This is a genomic window from Agromyces sp. NPDC058110 (genome assembly GCF_042884735.1).
Classification (GTDB): Bacteria; Actinomycetota; Actinomycetes; order Actinomycetales; family Microbacteriaceae; genus Agromyces.
The window spans coordinates 88,994-108,469 of sequence record NZ_JBHVTI010000001.1 but is presented as its reverse complement, the minus strand read 5'-3'; the positions used below and the strand labels follow the sequence as shown (position 1 = coordinate 108,469).

Sequence of the window (19,476 nt, the reverse complement as noted above, 5' to 3'; positions counted from 1 at the left end):
CCGATCGGGCCGGGTGGCGCCCGACCCGGGCGTCACAGGAGGCAGCCGGGGCCGAGCAGGCTCTTCAGCTCGCCGTAGAAGTCGGCGGTCACCTTGACGGGGTACTGGCCGACCTCGAAGACGCGGCCGGTGCGACCCTTCGTGAGGGTGATCCGCACCTCGGTGTCGCCCTGATGGCGCACGAGCACCTCGCGCAGCGCCTCGGTGGTCTCGTGCGTCGCACGGTGGTCGGGGATCGTGATCCTCACGATGCCGGTGTCCTCGTCTTGACCGAGCTCGGGGGTGATCACGCTGTACGCGTGCAGGTTCATGCCGTCGTCGCGCATGCTGACCCGACCGCGCACGACCGCGATGGAGTCGGACTGCAGGCCCGGCGCGAACTCCTGGTACGCCTTGCCCATGAACATCACGGTGATCTCGCCCGAGAAGTCCTCGACGGTGATCATGCCGTACTGGTTGCCCGAGGCCTTCGCGATGCGATGCTGCACGCTCGTCACGAGTCCGGCGACCGTGACCGTGTCGCCGTCCTGCGTCGAGTCCGAGCTCGTGAGGTCGAGGATCGTCGTGGAGGCGTGCTTCGCGAGCGGCGCCTCGAGTCCGTCGAGCGGATGCTCGGAGACGTAGAGCCCGAGCATCTCCCGCTCGAAGGCGAGCTTCTGCTTCTTCGGCCACTCGGGGCGATCCGGCACGAGCGACGGTGCGGCGTCGCGCTCGTGGTCCTCGAAGAGGCTGTCGAAGTCGAAGCCGAAGTCGCCGACCTCTTCGGCGCGCTTCTCCTTCACGACCGACTCGACGGCGCCTTCGTGGACCTCGACGAGCGCCCGACGCGTGTGGCCGAGCGAGTCGAACGCGCCCGCCTTGACCAGCGACTCGACCGTCCGCTTGTTGGCGACCTGGAGCGGGGACTTCTTCAGGAAGTCCTGGAACGACTCGAACCGCCCCTTGGCCTCGCGCGCGCCGCGGATGGCGTCGACGACGTTGAAGCCGACGTTGCGCACGGCGCCGAGGCCGAATCGGATGTCCTCGCCGACGGCGGCGAAGTAGCCGATCGATTCGTTCACGTCGGGCGGCAGCACCTTGATGCCCATGCGACGGCACTCGTTCAGGTAGAGCGCGAGCTTGTCGCGGGCGTCGCCGACGCTCGTGAGGAGCGCCGCCATGTACTCGGCCGGGTAGTGCGCCTTGAGGTAGGCGGTCCAGTAGCTCAGCACGCCGTACGCGGCCGAGTGCGCTTTGTTGAACGCGTAGTCCGAGAACGGGAGCAGGATCTCCCAGAGCTTGCCGATCGCCTCCTCGGAGTAGCCGTTGGCCTTCATGCCTCCCGAGAAGCCCTCGTACTGCTTGTCGAGCTCGGACTTCTTCTTCTTGCCCATGGCGCGGCGCAGGATGTCGGCCTGGCCGAGCGAGAATCCGGCGACGCGCTGGGCGATCGCCATGACCTGCTCCTGGTAGATGATCAGGCCGTAGCTGGTGTCGAGGATGTCCTTCAGCGACTCCGCGAACTCGGGGTGGATCGGCGTGATCTCCTGCAGCGCGTTCTTGCGCAGGGCGTAGTTCGTGTGCGAGTTGGCGCCCATCGGGCCGGGACGGTACAGGGCGATGACGGCCGAGATGTCCTCGAAGTTGTCGGGCTTCATGAGCCGCAGCAGCGCTCGCATTGGCCCGCCGTCGAGCTGGAACACGCCGAGGGTGTCGCCTCGCCCGAGCAGTTCGTACGCGCCGGCGTCGTCGAGGTCGAGGTCTTCGAGCACCGGACGGAATCCGCGGTTCGCCTCGATGTTGTCGAGGGCGTCGTCGATGATCGTGAGGTTGCGCAGCCCCAGGAAGTCCATCTTGATGAGGCCGAGCGACTCGCACGCGGGGTAGTCGAACTGCGTGACGATCTGGCCGTCCTGCTCGCGCTTCATGATCGGGATGATGTCGATCAGCGGATCGCTCGACATGATCACGCCCGCCGCGTGCACGCCCCATTGCCGCTTCAGGTTCTCGAGGCCGAGCGCCGTCTCGAAGACCGTCTTCGCCTCGGGGTCGGTCTCGACGATCGCGCGGATGTCGCCGGCCTCCTTGTAGCGCGGATGCTTCGTGTCGAAGATGCCCGTCAACGGGATGTCCTTGCCCATGACCGCCGGCGGCATGGCCTTGGTGAGCTTCTCCCCCATCGAGAACGGGAACCCGAGCACGCGCCCGGAGTCCTTCAGCGCCTGCTTGGCCTTGATGGTGCCGTAGGTGACGATCTGCGCGACGCGCTCGTCGCCGTACTTGTCGGTGACGTAGCGGATGACCTCGCCGCGGCGACGCTCGTCGAAGTCGACGTCGAAGTCTGGCATCGAGACGCGGTCGGGGTTCAGGAACCGCTCGAAGATGAGGCCGTGCTGGAGCGGGTCGAGGTCGGTGATGCGCATGGCGTAGGCGGCCATCGAACCCGCGCCGGAGCCACGGCCCGGACCGACCCGGATGCCGTTGTTCTTCGACCAGTTGATGAAGTCCGCGACGACGAGGAAGTAGCCGGGGAACCCCATCTGCGAGATGACGCCGACCTCGTAGTCGGCCTGCTTGCGCACCGCGTCGGGGATGCCGTTCGGGTAGCGGAAGTGGAGGCCCTTCTCGACCTCCTTCACGAACCAGCTCTGCTCGTCTTCGCCGTCGGGCACCGGGAACCGGGGCATGTAGTTGGCGCTCGTGTTGAACTGCACGTCGCACCGCTCGGCGATCAGCAGCGTGTTGTCGCAGGCCTCGGGGTGGTCGCGGAACACCTGGCGCATCTCGGCCGGGGTCTTCAGGTAGAACTCGTCGGCGTCGAACTTGAACCGGTTCGGGTCGTCGAGCGTCGAGCCCGACTGCACGCAGAGCAGCGCGGCGTGGCTCTTCGCGTCGTGCGCGTGCGTGTAGTGCAGGTCGTTCGTCGCGACCAGCGGCAGGTCGAGCTCCTTCGCGAGCCTGATCAGGTCGCCCATGATGCGGCGCTCGATGCCGAGGCCGTGGTCCATGATCTCGGCGAAGTAGTTCTCCTTGCCGAAGATGTCTCGGTAGTCGGATGCGGCCTTCAACGCCTCGTCGTACTGTCCGAGCCTGAGCCTGGTCTGCACCTCGCCCGACGGGCAGCCGGTCGTCGCGATGAGGCCCGACGAGTACGTCGAGAGCAGCTCGCGGTCCATGCGCGGCTTGAAGTAGTAGCCCTCGATCGAGGCGCGGCTCGAGAGCCGGAACAGGTTGTGCATGCCCTCGGTGCTCTGCGAGAGCAGGGTCATGTGCGTGTAGGCGCCCGAACCCGAGACGTCGTCTCCCCCGCCGTTGCCCCACCGGATGCGGGTCTTGTCGCCGCGGTGCGTGCCGGGGGTGATGTAGGCCTCGGTGCCGATGATCGGCTTCACGCCTGCGTCGGTCGCCTGCTTCCAGAAGTCGTACGCGCCGAACACGTTGCCGTGGTCGGTGACCGCGACGGCCGGCATGCCCTGCTCCGCGGCTGCGGTGACGAGCTCACCGACCCGGGCCGCACCGTCGAGCATCGAGTACTCGCTGTGCACGTGCAGGTGGACGAAGGAATCGGTGGCCACTGGGCTCCTCTTCGGATGCTGCGGGGGTGGTTCAGGGGTGCTTCGAGTCTAGGCCGACCCACCGTCGGCACGGCCGCGTCGAGGCGGCCAGGTCACTCGCCGCGGAGCGTCTCGAGTGCGGCGGCGAGGTCGGCGGGGTACTCGGATTCGAACGTCACCCATTCGCCCGAGCCGGGGTGGGTGAGCGAGAGCCGGTGGGCGTGCAGCCACTGCCGGGTGAGGCCGAGTCTGGCCGAGATCGTCGGGTCGGCGCCGTACATGGCGTCGCCGACGCAGGGGTGCCGCTGCGCCGCCATGTGCACGCGGATCTGGTGCGTGCGCCCGGTCTCGAGGTGCACCTCGAGCAACGACGCGAAGGGGAACGCCTCGAGCGTCTCGTAGTGGGTCACCGCGTGCTTGCCGTCGGCGGTCACCGCGAACTTCCACTCGGAGCGCGGATGCCGGCCGACGGGGGCGTCGATCGTGCCCGCGAGCGGGTCGGGGTGCCCCTGCACGACCGTGTGGTAGACCTTCTCGACTTCGCGATCGTGGAACTGGCGCTTGAGCTCGGTGTACGCCCGCTCGGACTTCGCGACGACCATGAGGCCGCTCGTGCCGGCGTCGAGCCGATGCACGATGCCCTGGCGCTCGGGCGCGCCCGATGTCGAGATGCGGAACCCCGCGGCGGCGAGTGCGCCGACCACGGTCGGGCCCTCCCAGCCGAGCGAGGGATGCGCCGCGACGCCGGCGGGCTTGTCGACGACCACGAGGTCGTCGTCGTCGTGCACGATGCCGAGGTCGGGCACGGGGATCGCGACGACCTCGACGGTGCGCGGCGGCTGCCAGCTCACCTCGAGCCAGCCGCCCGCGCGGAGGCGATCGGACTTGTCGAGCGTGCGGCCGTCGAGCACCACGCCGCCGGCCGCGGCGATCTCGGCCGCCTGCGTGCGCGAGAAGCCGAGCAGCTTCGCGATGCCCTGGTCGACGCGGATGCCCTCGAGCCCGTCGGGAACGGGCACGGAACGGGATTCCATGACGCTCAGGCCTCGCGGACGACGGGTGCGACGCCGCCGGCGGGCGACCCGCCGTCGGTCGCCCCGTCGTCAGGAGCGCCGTCGGCGCGTGCGGCCGACTCGGCCTTCGCGCCGCCCTTGACCTCGCGCGTGCCGTCGAGGCCAACGCCGCGGATCGTGAGGATCATGAACAGCACCATGCTCGACACGATCGCCATGTCGGCGACGTTGTAGATCGCGGGGATGAGCCACGGCGTCGAGATGAAGTCGACGACGTGCCCGAGCCCGAAGCTCGGCTCGCGCAGCAGGCGATCGGTCAGGTTGCCCAGCACTCCGCCGAGCAGGAGCCCGAACACGAGCCCCCACGCCTTCGATCGGATGCGACGGGCGAACCAGATGATGAACGTGATCACCCCAGCGGCGAGGATCGTGAAGATCCACGTCATGCCGCTCGCGAGCGAGAAGGCCGCGCCGGGGTTGCGCACGAAGTGCCATTGGAGCAGGTTGCCGAGCACCGGCACCGTCTCCCCCTCGGTGAGGTTGGAGACGACGAGGAACTTCGTCAGCTGATCGAGCCCGTAGACCGAGAGGGCACCGATGGCGAGAACGACGAGTGCGGTCGAGGTTCCGGCCTTCGTGCCCCGCTCAGACTCCAAAGCCCTGGAAGGTGGGCGTGGGAGCCTGCTCGGCCGAGATGCCCGACGGAGCCTGGAAGCCCTGGTTGTCGGAGACCTGCACCGGAGCCGCCGTGTCGAGGTCGCGGAGCTGACCCTCGATGTAGCTCTTCAGCTTCTGGCGGTACTCGCGCTCGAAGAGGCGGAGGCCGTCGACGCGCTTCTCGAGCGCCTGGCGCTCCTGGTCGAGCACGCCGATCTGCGCGCGCTGCTTGGCCTCGGCCTCGGCGACGACACGTGCGGCGGTCGCGTGGCCCTCGGCGATGAGCGCGTCGCGCTTCTCGATGCCCTCGCGCACGTGCTCCTCGTGGAGACGGCGCGCGAGCTGCAGCAGGTTCGTGGTGCTCGTCTGCTCGTCGATCTCGGACTGCACGACGGGCGCGGGCACCTGCACGGCGACGGTCGCGGGCTGCGGCGCCGGCTCCGTGTACGAGGGTGCGGCGGCGGCCGGCGCGGACGCCGCGGCCTTGGCGGCCTCTGCGGCGCGTGCCTCCGCGGTCGAGACGCGCTGACGCAGCTCCTCGTTCTCCTGATTCAGTCGACGAAGCTCGACGACGACCTCGTCGAGGAAGTCGTCGACCTCATCCTGGTCGTACCCCTCGCGGAATTTCGTCGCCTGGAAGCGCTTGTTGACCACATCTTCCGGAGTTAGCGCCATGGCTTCTCACCCTCACATCTTCGAACTGTTCGTTGCGTTCTGCTAAACGGTAGCAAAGTCCACCCCGTTCCCCCAGTGCCGCCCACAGGCGTTGCACCGGGTTCGCAGGAGATCGTCAGGCGACGGCCGCGAGCCAGGAGACCACGGTCATCGCGACGATGACGACGAGCATCGCGAGCGACCACCCGAGGTCCAGTGCGACCTGCCCGATGCGGATCGGCGGGATCAACCGCCGGAACAGCCGCACGAGCGGGTCGGTCACGGTGTACACGAGCTCGACCACGACCAACCAGCCGCCCTGGGGGCGCCAGGACCGATTGAAGGTGCGGATCAGGTCGAGCACGAAGCGCGCCCACATCACGAAGAAGTAGAGGACGAGCAGGGAGTAGAGGATGTTCCAGACGACGGACAACGCGCCTACCGACGACTACGCGTGCGTGAAGAACGACGCGTCGACGTCGCCTTCGGCCTCACCGGTCTCCCCCGAGACGACCACGTGCGACGGCGAGAGCAGGAACACCTTGCTCGTGACCCGCTCGATCTTGCCGTGCAGCCCCTGCGAGAGGCCGCTGGCGAAGTCGATGAGCCGACGGGCGTCGCCGTCGGACATCTGGGAGAGGTTGATGATGACCGGGACTCCCTCGCGGAAGGACTCGGCGATGACCTGCGCGTCACGGTACTGACGCGGGTGCACGGTGAGGATCTCGTTCATCTCCGCCTGCGGGGTGCTCGGTTGGATGTGGGCCTTGCGGAGCGGCGTGACGGCCGCGCCGGTCTTGGGAGCCGGTGCTGCGTGCACGACCGGCGTCGCCGGTGCCGGCGACTCTCTGGGCTCGGCCTCGAATTCCTCGTCTGCGAGGCCGAGGTAGACCATGGTCTTCTTGAGCGGGTTGGACATCGCTGCCTCCGTCTGTGTTCCGTCTCTTCGAGGCTAACCGGCGATCGGCCGATTGCCGGTGATTGCCGTGCCGATCCGCAGGTGTGTCGCACCTTCGGCGACGGCCTCCTCGAGGTCGTGGCTCATGCCCATCGACAGCGAGGCGGCTTCCGGGGCCGACGGCAGCACGAAGCGCTCGGAGAGCGCTCGGACCCGCGCGAAGGCCGGGCGCGCCGGCTCGTCGAGCGGCGCGACCGCCATGAGGCCCTGCAACCGCAGGCCGGGCGTCGCGAGCACGTGGTCGACCAGGGCGCCGAGGTCGTCGGGGGCCACGCCTCCGCGTCCGGGGTCGTCGGTGAGGTTCACCTGCACGAAGCAGTCGACCGAGGTCTCCTCCGAGCGCAGGGCGTCGACGAGCGCCGGTCGGTCGATGGAGTGGATCGCGGCGGCGTAGGCCCGCACCTGTCGGGCCTTCTTGCTCTGCAGTTGTCCGATGAAGTGCCAGTCGAGGCCGAGGTCGGCGAGCTCGAGGGCCTTCGCCTGGGCCTCCTGGTGCCGGTTCTCGCCGACATCCGTGACGCCGAGCGAGGCGAGGTCCCGGACCAGCGACGCGGGGTGGAACTTGGTCACGACGATCGTGCGGATGCCGGCCGGGTCGCGGCCGGCGAGGCGGGCCGCCTCGTCGACGCGCGACGAGACGGCCTGCAGTCGCGCTCGCAGGTCGTCGACTCCCGCGGAGCGCTCGTCGGTCACTTCAGGAAGTCGGGGATGTCGAGGTCGTCGTCGGCTGCGTCGAACGCCGGGTCGGAGACGATCTGGTCGGCCGTCGAGGTCTCGGCACCGCCCCAGTTCGCGGTCTCCACCAGCTCGTCGATGTCGATCTCGCCGATGACGTCGGCGGAGTCGGCCGTGCCGCCCGCCGAGGAGCCTGCACCGACGCCGACCGAGGCCGCCGCGGGCACCAGTTGCTCGCGACGCACCTCCACCGGCTTGGCGTTGGGCTCGCCGCCGTCGAATCCGGCCGCGATGACGGTGACGCGCACCTCGTCGCCGAGCGTGTCGTCGATGACGGCGCCGAAGATGATGTTGGCCTCGGGGTGCACGGCCTCCTGCACGAGCCGTGCGGCGTCGTTGATCTCGAAGATGCCGAGGTTCGATCCGCCCTGGATGGAGAGGAGCACCCCGTGGGCGCCGTCGATCGAGGCTTCGAGCAGCGGGCTCGCCACGGCGAGTTCGGCCGCCTTGATCGCCCGATCGGCCCCGCGCGACGAGCCGATGCCCATGAGCGCCGAGCCCGCTCCCTGCATGACCGACTTGACGTCGGCGAAGTCGAGGTTGATGAGGCCCGGCGTCGTGATGAGGTCGGTGATGCCCTGCACACCGGCGAGGAGCACCTGGTCGGCGGTCGCGAAGGCCTCGAGCATCGAGATGCCGCGGTCGCTGATCTCGAGCAGGCGGTCGTTCGGCACCACGATGAGGGTGTCGACTTCTTCTTTCAGGCGTGCGACGCCCTGCTCGGCCTGGGTCTGGCGGCGCTTGCCCTCGAAGCCGAACGGCTTGGTGACGACACCGATGGTGAGCGCGCCGATCGACTTGGCGATGCGCGCGACGACGGGCGCGCCGCCCGTGCCGGTGCCGCCGCCCTCTCCGGCGGTGACGAAGACCATGTCGGCGCCGGCCAGCGCCTCTTCGATCTCTTCAGCGTGGTCTTCTGCCGCGCGGCGTCCGACCTCGGGGTCGGCTCCGGCGCCGAGGCCGCGGGTCAGGTCGCGTCCGACGTCGAGCTTGACGTCGGCGTCGCTCATGAGCAGCGCCTGCGCGTCGGTGTTGATCGCGATGAACTCGACGCCGCGAAGGCCGAGCTCGATCATGCGGTTGACGGCGTTGACGCCACCGCCGCCGATGCCGACCACCTTGATGACGGCGAGGTAGTTCTGGTTAGTCGACATCTCCGGCCCTCCGTGCGAACTCTGAACTTTGAACCTCAAGTCGAAGGTTAAAGTCTTGCCGAGTATGCAATTCCTGTGTTCGAAGGTAAGCGGATCGCGCACCTCGTGCGTCAAGGCACGCGGGCGTGTCGCGAAGACCCTCGCTCGATTGGCGCGCTCGACGAAGCAGAAGCCCGATCGAGCCTCCGATCACATCGTGACCGGACTCGTCGGCGCTGAGACATCGTACAGCGACACCGACCCCGGTGGCGCCGCGGCCAGGAGCGCGGCCAGCACGTCGGCCTTGAGGCCCGACTCCTCGGCGCTGCCCCACACGACTCTGGCGTCGCCGATCTGCAGCGTGACGTCGTCTGCCGTCTCAGCCGAGGCCGCAGTGACCTGGGCCCTGACGTCGGCGGGCAGCGCGCGCACGACGCTCGCGACCGCGCGGAACCCGTCGCCCGCTACTCCCCCGTCGACCGTGATGATCGGCTGACCCTCGGGCCTCGTCTCGGGGCGGTCCATGACCACGCCGGCGGCGTCGACGAGTTGCAGGCCGTCGTCGCCCTCGATCACCCCGACCGGCGTGCGCTCGACGATGCGCACCACGAGCGTGCCGGGGGGCACGGCCTCAGTCTGGTAGGTCTCGATGAGCGGGAACCCCGACATCGCCTGCTGCACGCTCGCGCGGTCGACGAGGGCGAGCGGCGTGCCGAGCATGGGCTCGAACGCCGCGGCGACCTCCGTGGCCGGCACCCTCGACGCCCCTTCGACCCGGACGTCGCGCAGCGCCATGATCGGCGAGTAGGCGCCGATCAGCACCACCGCGACGAGCAGCCCCACGGCCCCGAGCGAGACGCCCCAGGCCAGCCTGCGCCGACGGGATCGCACCGTGAAGCGCCGCACCTCGGCACGTTCGTACCGGCGGCGGGCTCGCGTGGCCTTGGCCAGCGCCCGCCGTGCCACCCAGCCGCCCGACGACGCGGCCGATGCAGCGGACCCGTTCGCGCCCGTGTCGGCGATGACGCGATCGCCCTCGGTCGCTCCGGTGATGACGTCATCGGGGTCGGCGACGCCTCCCGGCCCGACGCGAGGCCCGCGGGATGCGGCCTCCGGCATGCGCACCGGCTCGATGCGCTCGGTCGTGGCCGCCGATGAGGCCGGACCCGACGTACGCCGCCCCCCGGCCGCGGACCGGCGCGATGCGGCATCCGCCCGACGACCGGCGGCGGACGCGTCCGCGCCCGGACCGGCCGCCGTCGGTTCGGCGGACGGAGGTGTGCGCGAGGGCGTACGCGAAGCCGCGCCGGGAGCGGCCTGACGAGGTTGCGCCGGCCGTTCGAACCCCTGGGGCCGCTTCACGCGGCGGGAGCCCTCATCCGAGCTCGCGTTCGAGCGAACCGAGCAGCTGCGGCACGATGCGGTAGACGTCTCCGCAGCCGAGCGTGATGACGAAGTCGCCCGAGCGCGCGATGTGCGCGGTGTGGTCGGCCGCGGCCTGCCAGTCGGCGATGAACTCGACGTGCTCGGGGTGCGCGAAGCGCTCGCTGACGAGCGCCCCCGTGACGCCGGGCACCGGGTCCTCCCTGGCGCCGTAGACGTCGAGCACGACGGTCTCGTCGGCGTACTGCTCGAGCACCTCGGCGAACTCCTTCGCGAATGCCTGCGTGCGGCTGTACGTGTGCGGCTGGTGCACGGCGATGATGCGTCCGTCGCCGACGACCGTGCGCGCTGCGGCGAGGGCCGCGGCGACCTCGGTCGGGTGGTGTGCGTAGTCGTCGTAGACGCTCACGCCGCCGACCTGGCCGTGCAGCTCGAACCTGCGACCCGTGCCGGCGAAGCGCGCGATGCCCGCGAGGGCGGCCGCCGGGTCGAATCCGAGGCCGGTGAGCACGGCGAAAGCGCCGGCCGCATTGATCGCGTTGTGGTGCCCGGGGATGGCGAGGCGGGCCTCGTAGGTCGCCCCCTCGTAGTCGACGGCGAACGCGACGGGGCCGTCGGTGACGACCGAGTGCACGCGCACGGTGGCGTCGGCCGCCTCGCCGAACGTGACGACGCGCTCGTGCGACAGTCGTTCGTGCACCCGCACCGCGCCGGCGTCGTCGCTCGAGATGACGACGAGCTCGCGGGCGCGATCGGCGAACTCGACGAACGCCTGCTCGAACGCGTCGCGCGAGCCGTAGTGGTCGAGGTGGTCGGGATCGACGTTCGTGATGAGCGCGACCGAGGTGTCGTAGAGCAGGAACGAGCCGTCGGACTCGTCGGCCTCGACGACGAAGAGCTCGCCCTCGCCCGAGGCGGCGCTCAGCCCGAGGTCGGCCAGCACGCCGCCGTTCACGAAGCTCGGGTCGGCGCCGAGCGCGAGCAGGCCGGTCACGATCATGCCCGTCGAGGTCGTCTTGCCGTGCGCACCCGCCACGGACACGAGCCGCTGCCCGGCGATGAGCGCCGCGAGGGCCTGCGATCGGTGCAGCACGGGCAGTCCCCGCGAGAGCGCGAGCTGGTACTCGGGGTTGTCCTGCCAGAGCGCCCCCGTCACCACGACCGTGTCGATGTCGTCGCCCAGGTTGGCGGCGTCGTGCCCGATCGCGATCTCGGCGCCGAGCTCGCGGAGCGCGCCGATGTTCGCCGAGTCGCGCACGTCGGAACCCGTCACGCGGTGACCCGCCCCGAGGAACAGGCGCGCGATGCCGCTCATGCCCGACCCGCCGATGCCGACGAAGTGCACGGCGCCGAGCTCGGACGGGATCGTGGTGGACAGGTCGGGCTTGATGGTCACGGCGTTGCTTTCTCTGGGCTCTGGGCGGTGTCGCGCCGGCCGGCGTCGTCGGGCTGCGGCCGAGGGTTCGGTGCGACGGATGCCGCGGCACCCGTCGACTCAACGTTACGCGTCTGCGGCGGTGCCGTCGGCATTCGCGCCCGACGCGGCGTCGATGAGGTCGATCATGCGGTCGGTGCCGTCGCGATGGCCGACGGATGCCGCGGCGACCGCCATGCGTGCGACGCGCTCGTCGTCGGCCAGCATCGGGAGCACGGTCTCGCCGACCAGCTCCGGCGTGAAGTCGGCGTCGTCGACCAGGATCGCCCCGCCGGCGGCGACGACGTCGGCCGCGTTGAACCGCTGCTCGCCGTTGCCGACCGGATACGGCACGAGCACCGACGGGATGCCGAGCGCCGCGAGCTCGCTGACGGTCGCGGCGCCCGCCCGTGAGACGGCCGCATCGGCGACCGAGAGCGCAAGGTCCATGCGGTCGGCGTACTCGAGCATGCGGTAGTCGGCGATGCCGGGATCGCTCACGTCGGCGTTCGCGCCCGTGATGTGCAGCACCTGCCATCCGGCCGACGTCAGCGCCTGCGCCGAGGCGGTCATCGTGCGGTTGATGCGGCGCGCGCCGAGCGATCCGCCCGTCGCGAGCAGCACCGGCCGGTCGGAGTCGAGGCCGAAGAACTCCGCCGCGGTGCCCCGGAGGGCGGCGCGGTCGAGCTGCTCGATCTCCCGGCGGAGCGGCATGCCGACGACCTCGGCGTGCCGCAGCGGGGTGTCGCTGAACACGACGCCGACCGTCTCGGCCCATCGCGCCCCGAGCCGGTTCGCGAGGCCGGGCTTGGCGTTGGCCTCGTGGATCGCGATGGGCACGCCGAGCCGACGCGCCGCGAGGTACGCCGGAGTCGACACGTAGCCGCCGAAGCCGACGACCACGTCGACGCCCCGCTGGGAGATGATCTCGCGCACGTCGGCGACCGAGTCGCGGAACCGCTTCGGGAACCGCACGGCCGCCCCGTTCGGGCGTCGGGGGAACGGCACCTTCGCGATCGTCAGGAGCTCGTAGCCGCGCGCGGGCACGAGCCTGGACTCGAGGCCCTCCGCGGTGCCGAGCACCAGCACCTCGGCCTCGGGGTCGCGTTCGCGCAACCGGTCGGCGACCGCGAGCAGGGGGTTCACGTGGCCGGCGGTCCCGCCGCCGGCGAGCAGGTAGACGGTCATCGCGCGCGCCCGGCGCGAGCGGCCGACCTGGCGGCCGACCGGGCCGCGAAACGCTCCGCGGCGCGCGCGGTCGCCGCGGGGTCCCGTGCGACCGAGAGCACGACGCCGATGGCGAACAGCGTCGTGACGAGCGCCGTGCCTCCTGCTGAGACGAGCGGGAGGGGAACGCCGAGAACGGGGAAGACACCAAGCACGACACCGATGTTGACACATGCCTGGCCGATGACCCACACCATGACGGCGGCGGTGACGGTCTTCGCGAACGGCGTCTGCGCCGAACGCAGCACCCGCGCGAACGCGACCGCGAGCAGCACGAACAGCGCGATCACGACGATGGCCCCGATCAGGCCGAGTTCCTCGCCGATGATCGCGAAGATGAAGTCGTTGTCGGCCGCGGGCAGCCACGACCACTTGGCCGTCGAATTGCCGAGTCCGACGCCGAAGATCCCGCCGTTCGCGAGCGCGAACCGGCCGTGCTGGATCTGCCAGCAGTCGTCGCCCGAGCCCTGCTCGCAGTTCTCCTGGAGGAACGCCGTGATGCGGCGCATGCGGTTGTCGCTCGAGACGGCGACGATCACGAACACGGCGGCGCTGATCAGCACCGGCGGCAGCAGCAGGCGGAATCGCACGCCGATGAGGAACAGCGTGCCGAGCAGCATCGCGCCCATGATCATGACGGTGCCGAGGTCGCCGCCGATGAGCACGAGGCCGATGGCGCCGCCGCCGACGAGGAGGATCGGCATGACGCCCTTGCCGAAGTCGCCCAGGTACGCCTGCTTCTTCGTGACGATGAGGCCCAGCCAGATCACGAGGGCGACCTTGATGATCTCGGAGGGCTGGAACTGCACGCCGGCCAGGTCGAGCCAGTTCGTGTTGCCGCCGACCTCGACGCCGAGCGGCGTCGCGACCACGAGCAGCTGGAGCGCGCACGCCCCGATCAGCAGCGGCCAGGCGAGCCGCATCCAGAACCGTTCGGGCATCCGGCTCGCGATCAGCATGACGGGCAGCCCGATGAGGGCGAACATGCCCTGCCTGGTCGCCTGCACGAAGAACCCGCCGTCCTCGAGGCGCGACTCGACGGTCGATGACGAGAGCACCATGACGAGGCCGAAGAGCACGAGGAACACCACCGTGCTGAGCAGCAGGAGGTAGTCCTTGGACTCGACCCTGAGCACCCGGCCGAGGCGGATGCGGGCGGCCACGCCGCCGCGGTCAGCCTCGGGCGTCGGGTTCGCGGGGGTCGTGCGGGGCGGAGTCGGCATCCGCCTCACCATCCAATCGTGCTCGTACCGCCTGCTGGAACCGACGGCCGCGATCGGCGTAGTCGGCGAACTGGTCCATCGAGGCGGCTGCCGGTGCCAGGAGCACCGTGTCCCCGTCTTCGGCGATCGACTCGGCGAAGCCGACGGCCAGTGCCATGACCGTTCCAGTGTCATCGGCATCGACCTCGAAGAGCGGCACGTCGCTCGCGTGTCGGGCGAACGCGGCGACGAGCGCCGCCCGATCGACGCCGATCACGACCGCAGCCCGCAGGCGACGCGCATGCGCGGCGACGAGCGCATCGACGTCGACGCCCTTGAGCAGGCCCCCGACGATCCAGACCACTCGCGGGAACGCACGGAGGGAGGCCTCGGCGGCGTGCGGGTTGGTCGCCTTCGAGTCGTCGACCCAGCGGATGCCTCCGGAGAGCGCCACGGTCTGGATGCGGTGCGCGTCGAGCGCGAACTCGCCGAGCGCGTCGTGGATGACGCCGACGGGCACGCCGGCCGCACGCACGAGCGCCGACGCGGCGAGGATGTTGGCCACGATGTGGGGCGCGGCGAGCCCGCGCGGCTCGAGCTCGTCGACCGTGATGATCTCGAGCGCCGACGAGTGCCGTTCCTCGAGGAACGCGCGGTCGCAGAGGATGCCCTCCACCACGCCGAAGTCGCTCGGCCCCGGCACGTCGAGGCCGAACCCGATGGCACGGGCGCCCTCCTCGACGTCGGCCTCCTCGACCATGCGCCTGGTCGCCTCGTCGGCGCGGTTGTACACGCACGCGACACGGGCGTTCGCGTACACCTTCGCCTTGGCCGCGCGGTACGCCTCGGCCGACCCGTGCCAGTCGAGATGGTCGTCGGCGACGTTCAGGCACACGCTCGCGAGCGGATGCAGCGCGCCGGGCCCCTCGAGCGGCAGTGCGTGCAGCTGGTAGCTCGACAGCTCGACGACGAGCACGTCGAAGCCGCCGGGATCACGGACGGCGTCGAGCACCGGCACGCCGATGTTGCCGCACGGCGCCGCGCGCAGCCCGTTCGCCGCGAGCAGGGTCGCGGCGAGCTGCGTGGTCGTGGTCTTGCCGTTGGTGCCGGTGACGAGGATCCAGTCGGCCGTGCTCACCTTGTCGCGCACGCGCCAGGCGAGTTCGATGTCGCCCCACACCGGCACGCCGGAGGCCGCGGCCCACTCGAGCACCGCGTTGTCGGGGTGGAACCCTGGCGACGCGACGACGAGCTCCGGCCCGAACCCGGCGACCTCGTCGGGCACGGCGTCGAGCGGATGCCGAAGCACCCCGACGCCGATGACGTCGAGGATCCGCGCGCGATCGTCGTCGACGGTCGTCGCGGCGAGCAGCACGTCGGCGCCGAGCTCGGCGAGCGTGTCGGCGACCGCGAACCCGGTGACGCCCGCACCGAGCACGAGCACCCGCAGGCCGCTCCAGTCGGCGTGCCAGCTCGTCAGCGAGTCGAGGCGGCCGCCCGCGGCATCCGCTCCGCTCATCGCTGGAGCCACTCGAAGTAGAAGGCACCGACGCCCGCGGCGACGAACATGCCCGCGATGAGCCAGAAGCGCACGACGATCGTGACCTCGGCCCAGCCCTTCAACTCGAAGTGGTGGTGGATCGGACTCATCAGGAAGATGCGTTTGCCGCCCGTGAGCTTGAAGTACGCGCGCTGCACGATCACCGAGCCGGTCTCGATGACGAAGATGCCGCCGATGAGCACGAGCAGGAGCTCGGTCTGGCTGACGATCGCGAGCGCCGCGAGGGCGCCGCCGAGGGCGAGCGAACCGGTGTCGCCCATGTAGATCTTCGCCGGATTCGTGTTCCACCACAGGAAGCCGATGAGGCCGCCGACGATCGCCGAGGCGACGATCGCGATGTCGAGGGGGTCGCGCACGTCGTAGGCGCGGTACGCGTCGCTCGGGTTCAGGCTCTCGCCGAACCGCGACTGGTTGAACTGCCAGAACCCGATGATGATGAACGACCCGATCGCGAGCACCGAGGCGCCGCCGGCGAGACCGTCGAGGCCGTCGGTCACGTTGACGCCGTTCGAGGCTGCGGCGGTGATCAGGCAGATCCAGACGACGTAGATGATCGTGCCGGCGATCGTGCCGAACACCATGAAGTCGAGCGGGAGGTCGCGGATGAACGAGATGCTCGTGCTCGCGGGCGTGACGCCCTCGGGGTTCGGGAAGTTGATCGCGAGCAGGGCGAACGCCGCGGCCACGGCCGTCTGCCCGGCCACCTTCGCCCAGCCGCCGAGCCCGAGGCTCTGCTTCTTGCGCGTCTTGAGGAAGTCGTCGAGGAACCCGACGAACCCGAGCCCGACCATCATGAACAGCACGAGCAGACCGGTGGCCGTCGGCTTCTCGTTGCTGAGCAGCAGCGTGGCGACGAAGTAGCCGAACAGCGTGCCCAGGATGAAGACGATGCCGCCCATGGTGGGCGTGCCGCGCTTGACGTGGTGGCTCTGCGGCCCGTCGTCGCGGATGAACTGGCCCCACCCGAGCTTCACGAAGAGGCGGATGAACAGGGGGGTCAGAAACAGCGTGAAGGCGAGCGACAAGGCGCCGGCGCTCAGAAGTGCTCTCACGAGAACCATTCTCCCAGTCGGTCGCCGAGGTGGCGGAGGCCCGCCGAGTTCGACGATTTCACCAGCACGGTGTCACCGGGCCGGGCGGATGCCACGACGAGGTCGTAGGCCTCGTCGGCCGTCTCGACGTAGGCCGACTCGCCGTCCCACGACCCCTCGTTGATGGCCGTGATGTGCAGGCGGCGCGCGCCCGGACCGACGACGACGAGCTGCGAGACGCCGAGCCGGACGGCCAGCAGCCCGATGCGGTCGTGCTCCTCTCCGGAGAACTCCCCCAGTTCGCTCATCTCGCCGAGCACGGCGATCGTGCGCGTGCCGGGCGCCTTGACCTGGGCGAGCGTCTTGATCGCCGCGCTCATCGAGTCGGGGCTCGCGTTGTACGCGTCGTTGATCACGGTGATGCCGTCGCGGCCGCCCATGACCTGCATGCGCCACCGCTCGGCGAGCGTCACCGACTCGAGCGCGTCGACGACGCCGGCGAGCGGCACGCCCAGTTCGACGGATGCCACGACGGCCGCCAGCGCATTCATCACGTGGTGCTCGCCGAGCACGCCGAACCGCACGCGTGCGGACGCTCCGCCGGGCACGTGGACCGTGAACTCGGTGCCGCGCGCGTGCACGACGACGTCGGTGGCGCGCACGTCGGCCGCGGCGCCGAGGCCGAAGGTCACGACGCGCGCGCGGGTGAGCCCGGCCATCGGGGCCACGCGCGGATCGTCGAGGTTCAGCACCGCGACATCCGTCGGAAGCAGGTCGGTGACCATCTCGGACTTCGCGCGGACGGTCTGCTCGATGCCGCCGAACTCGCCCGCGTGGGCGAGGCCGACCTTCAGCACGATGCCGATGTCGGGACGGGCCATGCGGATCAGGCGGGCGATCTCGCCCACGCCCGACGCGCCCATCTCGGCGACGAGGTACTTCGTGTCGGCTTCGAGCGCGAGCATCGTGATGGGTCCGCCGACCTCGTTGTTGTACGAGGCTCGTGCCGCGACCGTCGGACCGACGCGTTCGAGCACGGCGCGCAGCAGGTTCTTCGTGGTGGTCTTGCCGTTCGACCCCGTGACGCCGACGATCTTCAGGTCGCCGCCTGCGCGGACCCGCGCGACGACCTCGGTGGCGAGGGCGCCGAGCGCGACGACGGAATCGTCGACGACGATCTGCGGCACCTCGAGGTCGAGCTCCTGCTCGACGACGAGCAGCGCCGCGCCCTGCTCAGCGGCAGCAGGAGCGAAGCGGTGTCCGTCGTCGAACTCGCCGCGCTTGGCGAAGAAGACGTCTCCGGGCTGGATCTCGCGGGAGTCTGTGGTCACGGTGCCGTCGACGTGCGTCTCGGGCGTGGCCGTCGTGGAGCGCAGTCGGAGCGACCCGTCGATCGCCGCGGCGATCTCGTGCAGGCTGAGTGAGATCATGCGGGCCATCCGGCTTCGCGCAGGGCCGCGCGTGCATCGTCTCGTGCTGAGTAGGGGATCTTGACGCCTTTCACTTCGTGGTAGTCCTCGTGGCCCGGGCCGGCGTAGAGGATCGCATCGCCGTCGCCCGCGAGGGCGAGCGCCGCGCGGAACGCGGCGCGGGGGTCGGCGATCTCGTGGAGCTCGCGGTCGGGTACCGCGGCTCGCGCGCCCTCGATGAGTGCCGCGCGGATCGCCGCGGGGTCCTCCCATCTCGGGTGGAAGTCGGTGATCACCACGGCGTCGGCCCCGCGTGCGGCGATGGCGCCCATGTCGGCGCGCTTCGTCGTGTCGCGGTCGCCATCGGCGCCGAACACCATGATGACGCGCCCCGTGGTGGTGCGGCGGATCGCGTCGAGCGTCTGTAGGAACGCGTCGGGGCTGTGGCCGTAGTCGATGTAGACGATCGGGCCCCGCTCGCCCGAGATGCGCTCGGCGCGACCCGGGATGTACGCGTCGATGCCGTCGGCTCCGAGCGCCGCGGCGATGCGGTCGAGGTCGTGGCCGGCCTCGACGAGCATCACGATCGCGAGCGCCGCGTTGGCCGCCATGTACCAGCCGAGCAGCGGCACGCGAGTCTCGAGGCTGCGACCGTCGGGCCCGTCGAGGCGGAAGGCCGTGAACGACGGCTGCTCGTCGAGCACCGTGATGCGCCAGTCGGCCTCGACGTCGGGCATCGTCGTGAGCGTGGTGACCGGCACGCGTGCGTCCTGCACCAGCCTGCGGCCCCATTCGGAGTCGACGGTGACGACGCCGCGGCGGGATCGATCGGGCTGGAACAGGTCGCGCTTGGCCTCGTAGTAGACCTCCATCGACGCGTAGTCGTCGAGGTGGTCGTGCGTGAGGTTCGTGAACCCCGCGACGTCGAAGACGAGTCCGTCGACGCGGTGGCGCGAGAGCGCCTGCGCCGAGACCTCGACGCCGACGGCGCGGACGTCGACCTCGCGCATGCGGGCGAGCAGGGCGTGCAGCTCGCTCGCCTCGGGCGTGGTGAGGGAGCTCGTGACCGCCTCGTCGCCGATGCGGCGCTCGGCGGTGGAGGTGAGGCCGGCGACGACGCCGAGCTGGCGCAGGATGCCGTAGAGCAGGTAGACGACGCTCGTCTTGCCGTTCGTGCCGGTGACCGCGAAGAGCGTCGCCGGGTTCTCGTCGGTGCGGTGGATCCACGCCGCGACGTCGCCGAGCGCGGCACGCGCATCGTCGGCGACGAGGATGGGCAGACCCGAGCCGGCGGCGAGCTCGACGCCCGCGGCATCCGTCAGCACTGCGACGGCGCCCGCATCGCGCGCGGCGGCCGCGTACTGCGCCCCGTGCGCGTTGCGCCCGGGCACGCCGACGTACAGGTCGCCGGGGCGGACCGTGTTCGACGACAGCACGACGCCCGTGACCTCGAGATCGCCGAGGTCACCGACGGCCCGGAGCCCGAAGGTCTCGGCGAGGCCTCGCAGTGAACGCGGGGCGGGGTGCTGCGGCCGGAGGGCCGTGGGAGGCGATCCGGTCACGAAC

General features: G+C 70.4%; 16 protein-coding genes. All 16 read right to left on the bottom strand.

The features are described from left to right. Nucleotides 1-32 precede the first annotated feature (32 nt). Nucleotides 33-3,506, bottom strand: a complete 3,474-nt coding sequence (gene dnaE / locus ACFVS8_RS00540; RefSeq protein WP_387058118.1) for a DNA polymerase III subunit alpha — start codon at nucleotides 3,504-3,506, stop codon at nucleotides 33-35. Between the two features lie 140 nt (nucleotides 3,507-3,646). Next, nucleotides 3,647-4,567, bottom strand: a complete 921-nt coding sequence (locus ACFVS8_RS00535; RefSeq protein WP_387056648.1) for an RluA family pseudouridine synthase — start codon at nucleotides 4,565-4,567, stop codon at nucleotides 3,647-3,649. Nucleotides 4,568-4,572: 5 nt separating this feature from the next. Next, a complete protein-coding gene (lspA, locus tag ACFVS8_RS00530) occupies nucleotides 4,573-5,202 on the bottom strand; it encodes a signal peptidase II (RefSeq protein ID WP_387056647.1) in 630 nt (209 codons plus the stop codon). Further along, nucleotides 5,192-5,878: a DivIVA domain-containing protein gene (locus ACFVS8_RS00525; protein ID WP_387056646.1), complete on the bottom strand. Its 687-nt coding sequence runs from the start codon at nucleotides 5,876-5,878 to the stop codon at nucleotides 5,192-5,194. Before ACFVS8_RS00525 ends, lspA begins: the two co-directional genes overlap by 11 nt. 115 nt (nucleotides 5,879-5,993) lie before the next feature. After that, nucleotides 5,994-6,290 carry a YggT family protein gene (locus ACFVS8_RS00520; RefSeq protein ID WP_255368717.1) on the bottom strand — a complete coding sequence of 99 codons (297 nt, stop codon included), beginning with the start codon at nucleotides 6,288-6,290 and terminating at the stop codon, nucleotides 5,994-5,996. A gap of 15 nt (nucleotides 6,291-6,305) precedes the next feature. Then, nucleotides 6,306-6,776, bottom strand: coding sequence for a cell division protein SepF (locus ACFVS8_RS00515; protein WP_092966077.1), 471 nt, complete (start codon nucleotides 6,774-6,776; stop codon nucleotides 6,306-6,308). 33 nt (nucleotides 6,777-6,809) lie between these two features. Further along, entirely contained in the window at nucleotides 6,810-7,508 is a 699-nt protein-coding gene (locus ACFVS8_RS00510; protein ID WP_387056645.1) for a YggS family pyridoxal phosphate-dependent enzyme, read from the bottom strand. Further along, nucleotides 7,505-8,704, bottom strand: a complete 1,200-nt coding sequence (gene ftsZ, locus ACFVS8_RS00505; RefSeq protein WP_387056644.1) for a cell division protein FtsZ — start codon at nucleotides 8,702-8,704, stop codon at nucleotides 7,505-7,507. Before ftsZ ends, ACFVS8_RS00510 begins: the two co-directional genes overlap by 4 nt. A 189-nt stretch (nucleotides 8,705-8,893) precedes the next feature. Beyond that, the gene (locus ACFVS8_RS00500) at nucleotides 8,894-9,802 is read right to left on the bottom strand and encodes an FtsQ-type POTRA domain-containing protein (RefSeq protein WP_387056643.1); all 909 of its coding nucleotides are present in this window, start codon (nucleotides 9,800-9,802) and stop codon (nucleotides 8,894-8,896) included. 256 nt (nucleotides 9,803-10,058) lie between these two features. Then, complete coding sequence (gene murC, locus ACFVS8_RS00495) at nucleotides 10,059-11,462, bottom strand: UDP-N-acetylmuramate--L-alanine ligase (RefSeq protein WP_387056642.1); 1,404 nt, start codon at nucleotides 11,460-11,462, stop codon at nucleotides 10,059-10,061. A 105-nt stretch (nucleotides 11,463-11,567) separates the two neighbouring features. Next, nucleotides 11,568-12,668, bottom strand: coding sequence for an undecaprenyldiphospho-muramoylpentapeptide beta-N-acetylglucosaminyltransferase (murG, locus tag ACFVS8_RS00490; RefSeq protein WP_387056641.1), 1,101 nt, complete (start codon nucleotides 12,666-12,668; stop codon nucleotides 11,568-11,570). Then, entirely contained in the window at nucleotides 12,665-13,930 is a 1,266-nt protein-coding gene (gene ftsW, locus ACFVS8_RS00485; protein ID WP_387056640.1) for a putative lipid II flippase FtsW, read from the bottom strand. The genes murG and ftsW overlap by 4 nt, the downstream gene beginning before the upstream one ends. Continuing rightward, nucleotides 13,881-15,428, bottom strand: a complete 1,548-nt coding sequence (gene murD, locus ACFVS8_RS00480) for a UDP-N-acetylmuramoyl-L-alanine--D-glutamate ligase (protein ID WP_387056639.1) — start codon at nucleotides 15,426-15,428, stop codon at nucleotides 13,881-13,883. Before murD ends, ftsW begins: the two co-directional genes overlap by 50 nt. Beyond that, nucleotides 15,425-16,522, bottom strand: coding sequence for a phospho-N-acetylmuramoyl-pentapeptide-transferase (mraY, locus tag ACFVS8_RS00475; protein ID WP_387056638.1), 1,098 nt, complete (start codon nucleotides 16,520-16,522; stop codon nucleotides 15,425-15,427). Before mraY ends, murD begins: the two co-directional genes overlap by 4 nt. Then, the gene (gene murF / locus ACFVS8_RS00470) at nucleotides 16,519-17,931 is read right to left on the bottom strand and encodes a UDP-N-acetylmuramoyl-tripeptide--D-alanyl-D-alanine ligase (protein ID WP_387056637.1); all 1,413 of its coding nucleotides are present in this window, start codon (nucleotides 17,929-17,931) and stop codon (nucleotides 16,519-16,521) included. The genes mraY and murF overlap by 4 nt, the downstream gene beginning before the upstream one ends. Then, complete coding sequence (locus ACFVS8_RS00465; protein WP_387056636.1) at nucleotides 17,928-19,472, bottom strand: Mur ligase family protein; 1,545 nt, start codon at nucleotides 19,470-19,472, stop codon at nucleotides 17,928-17,930. Before ACFVS8_RS00465 ends, murF begins: the two co-directional genes overlap by 4 nt. Nucleotides 19,473-19,476 lie beyond the last annotated feature (4 nt).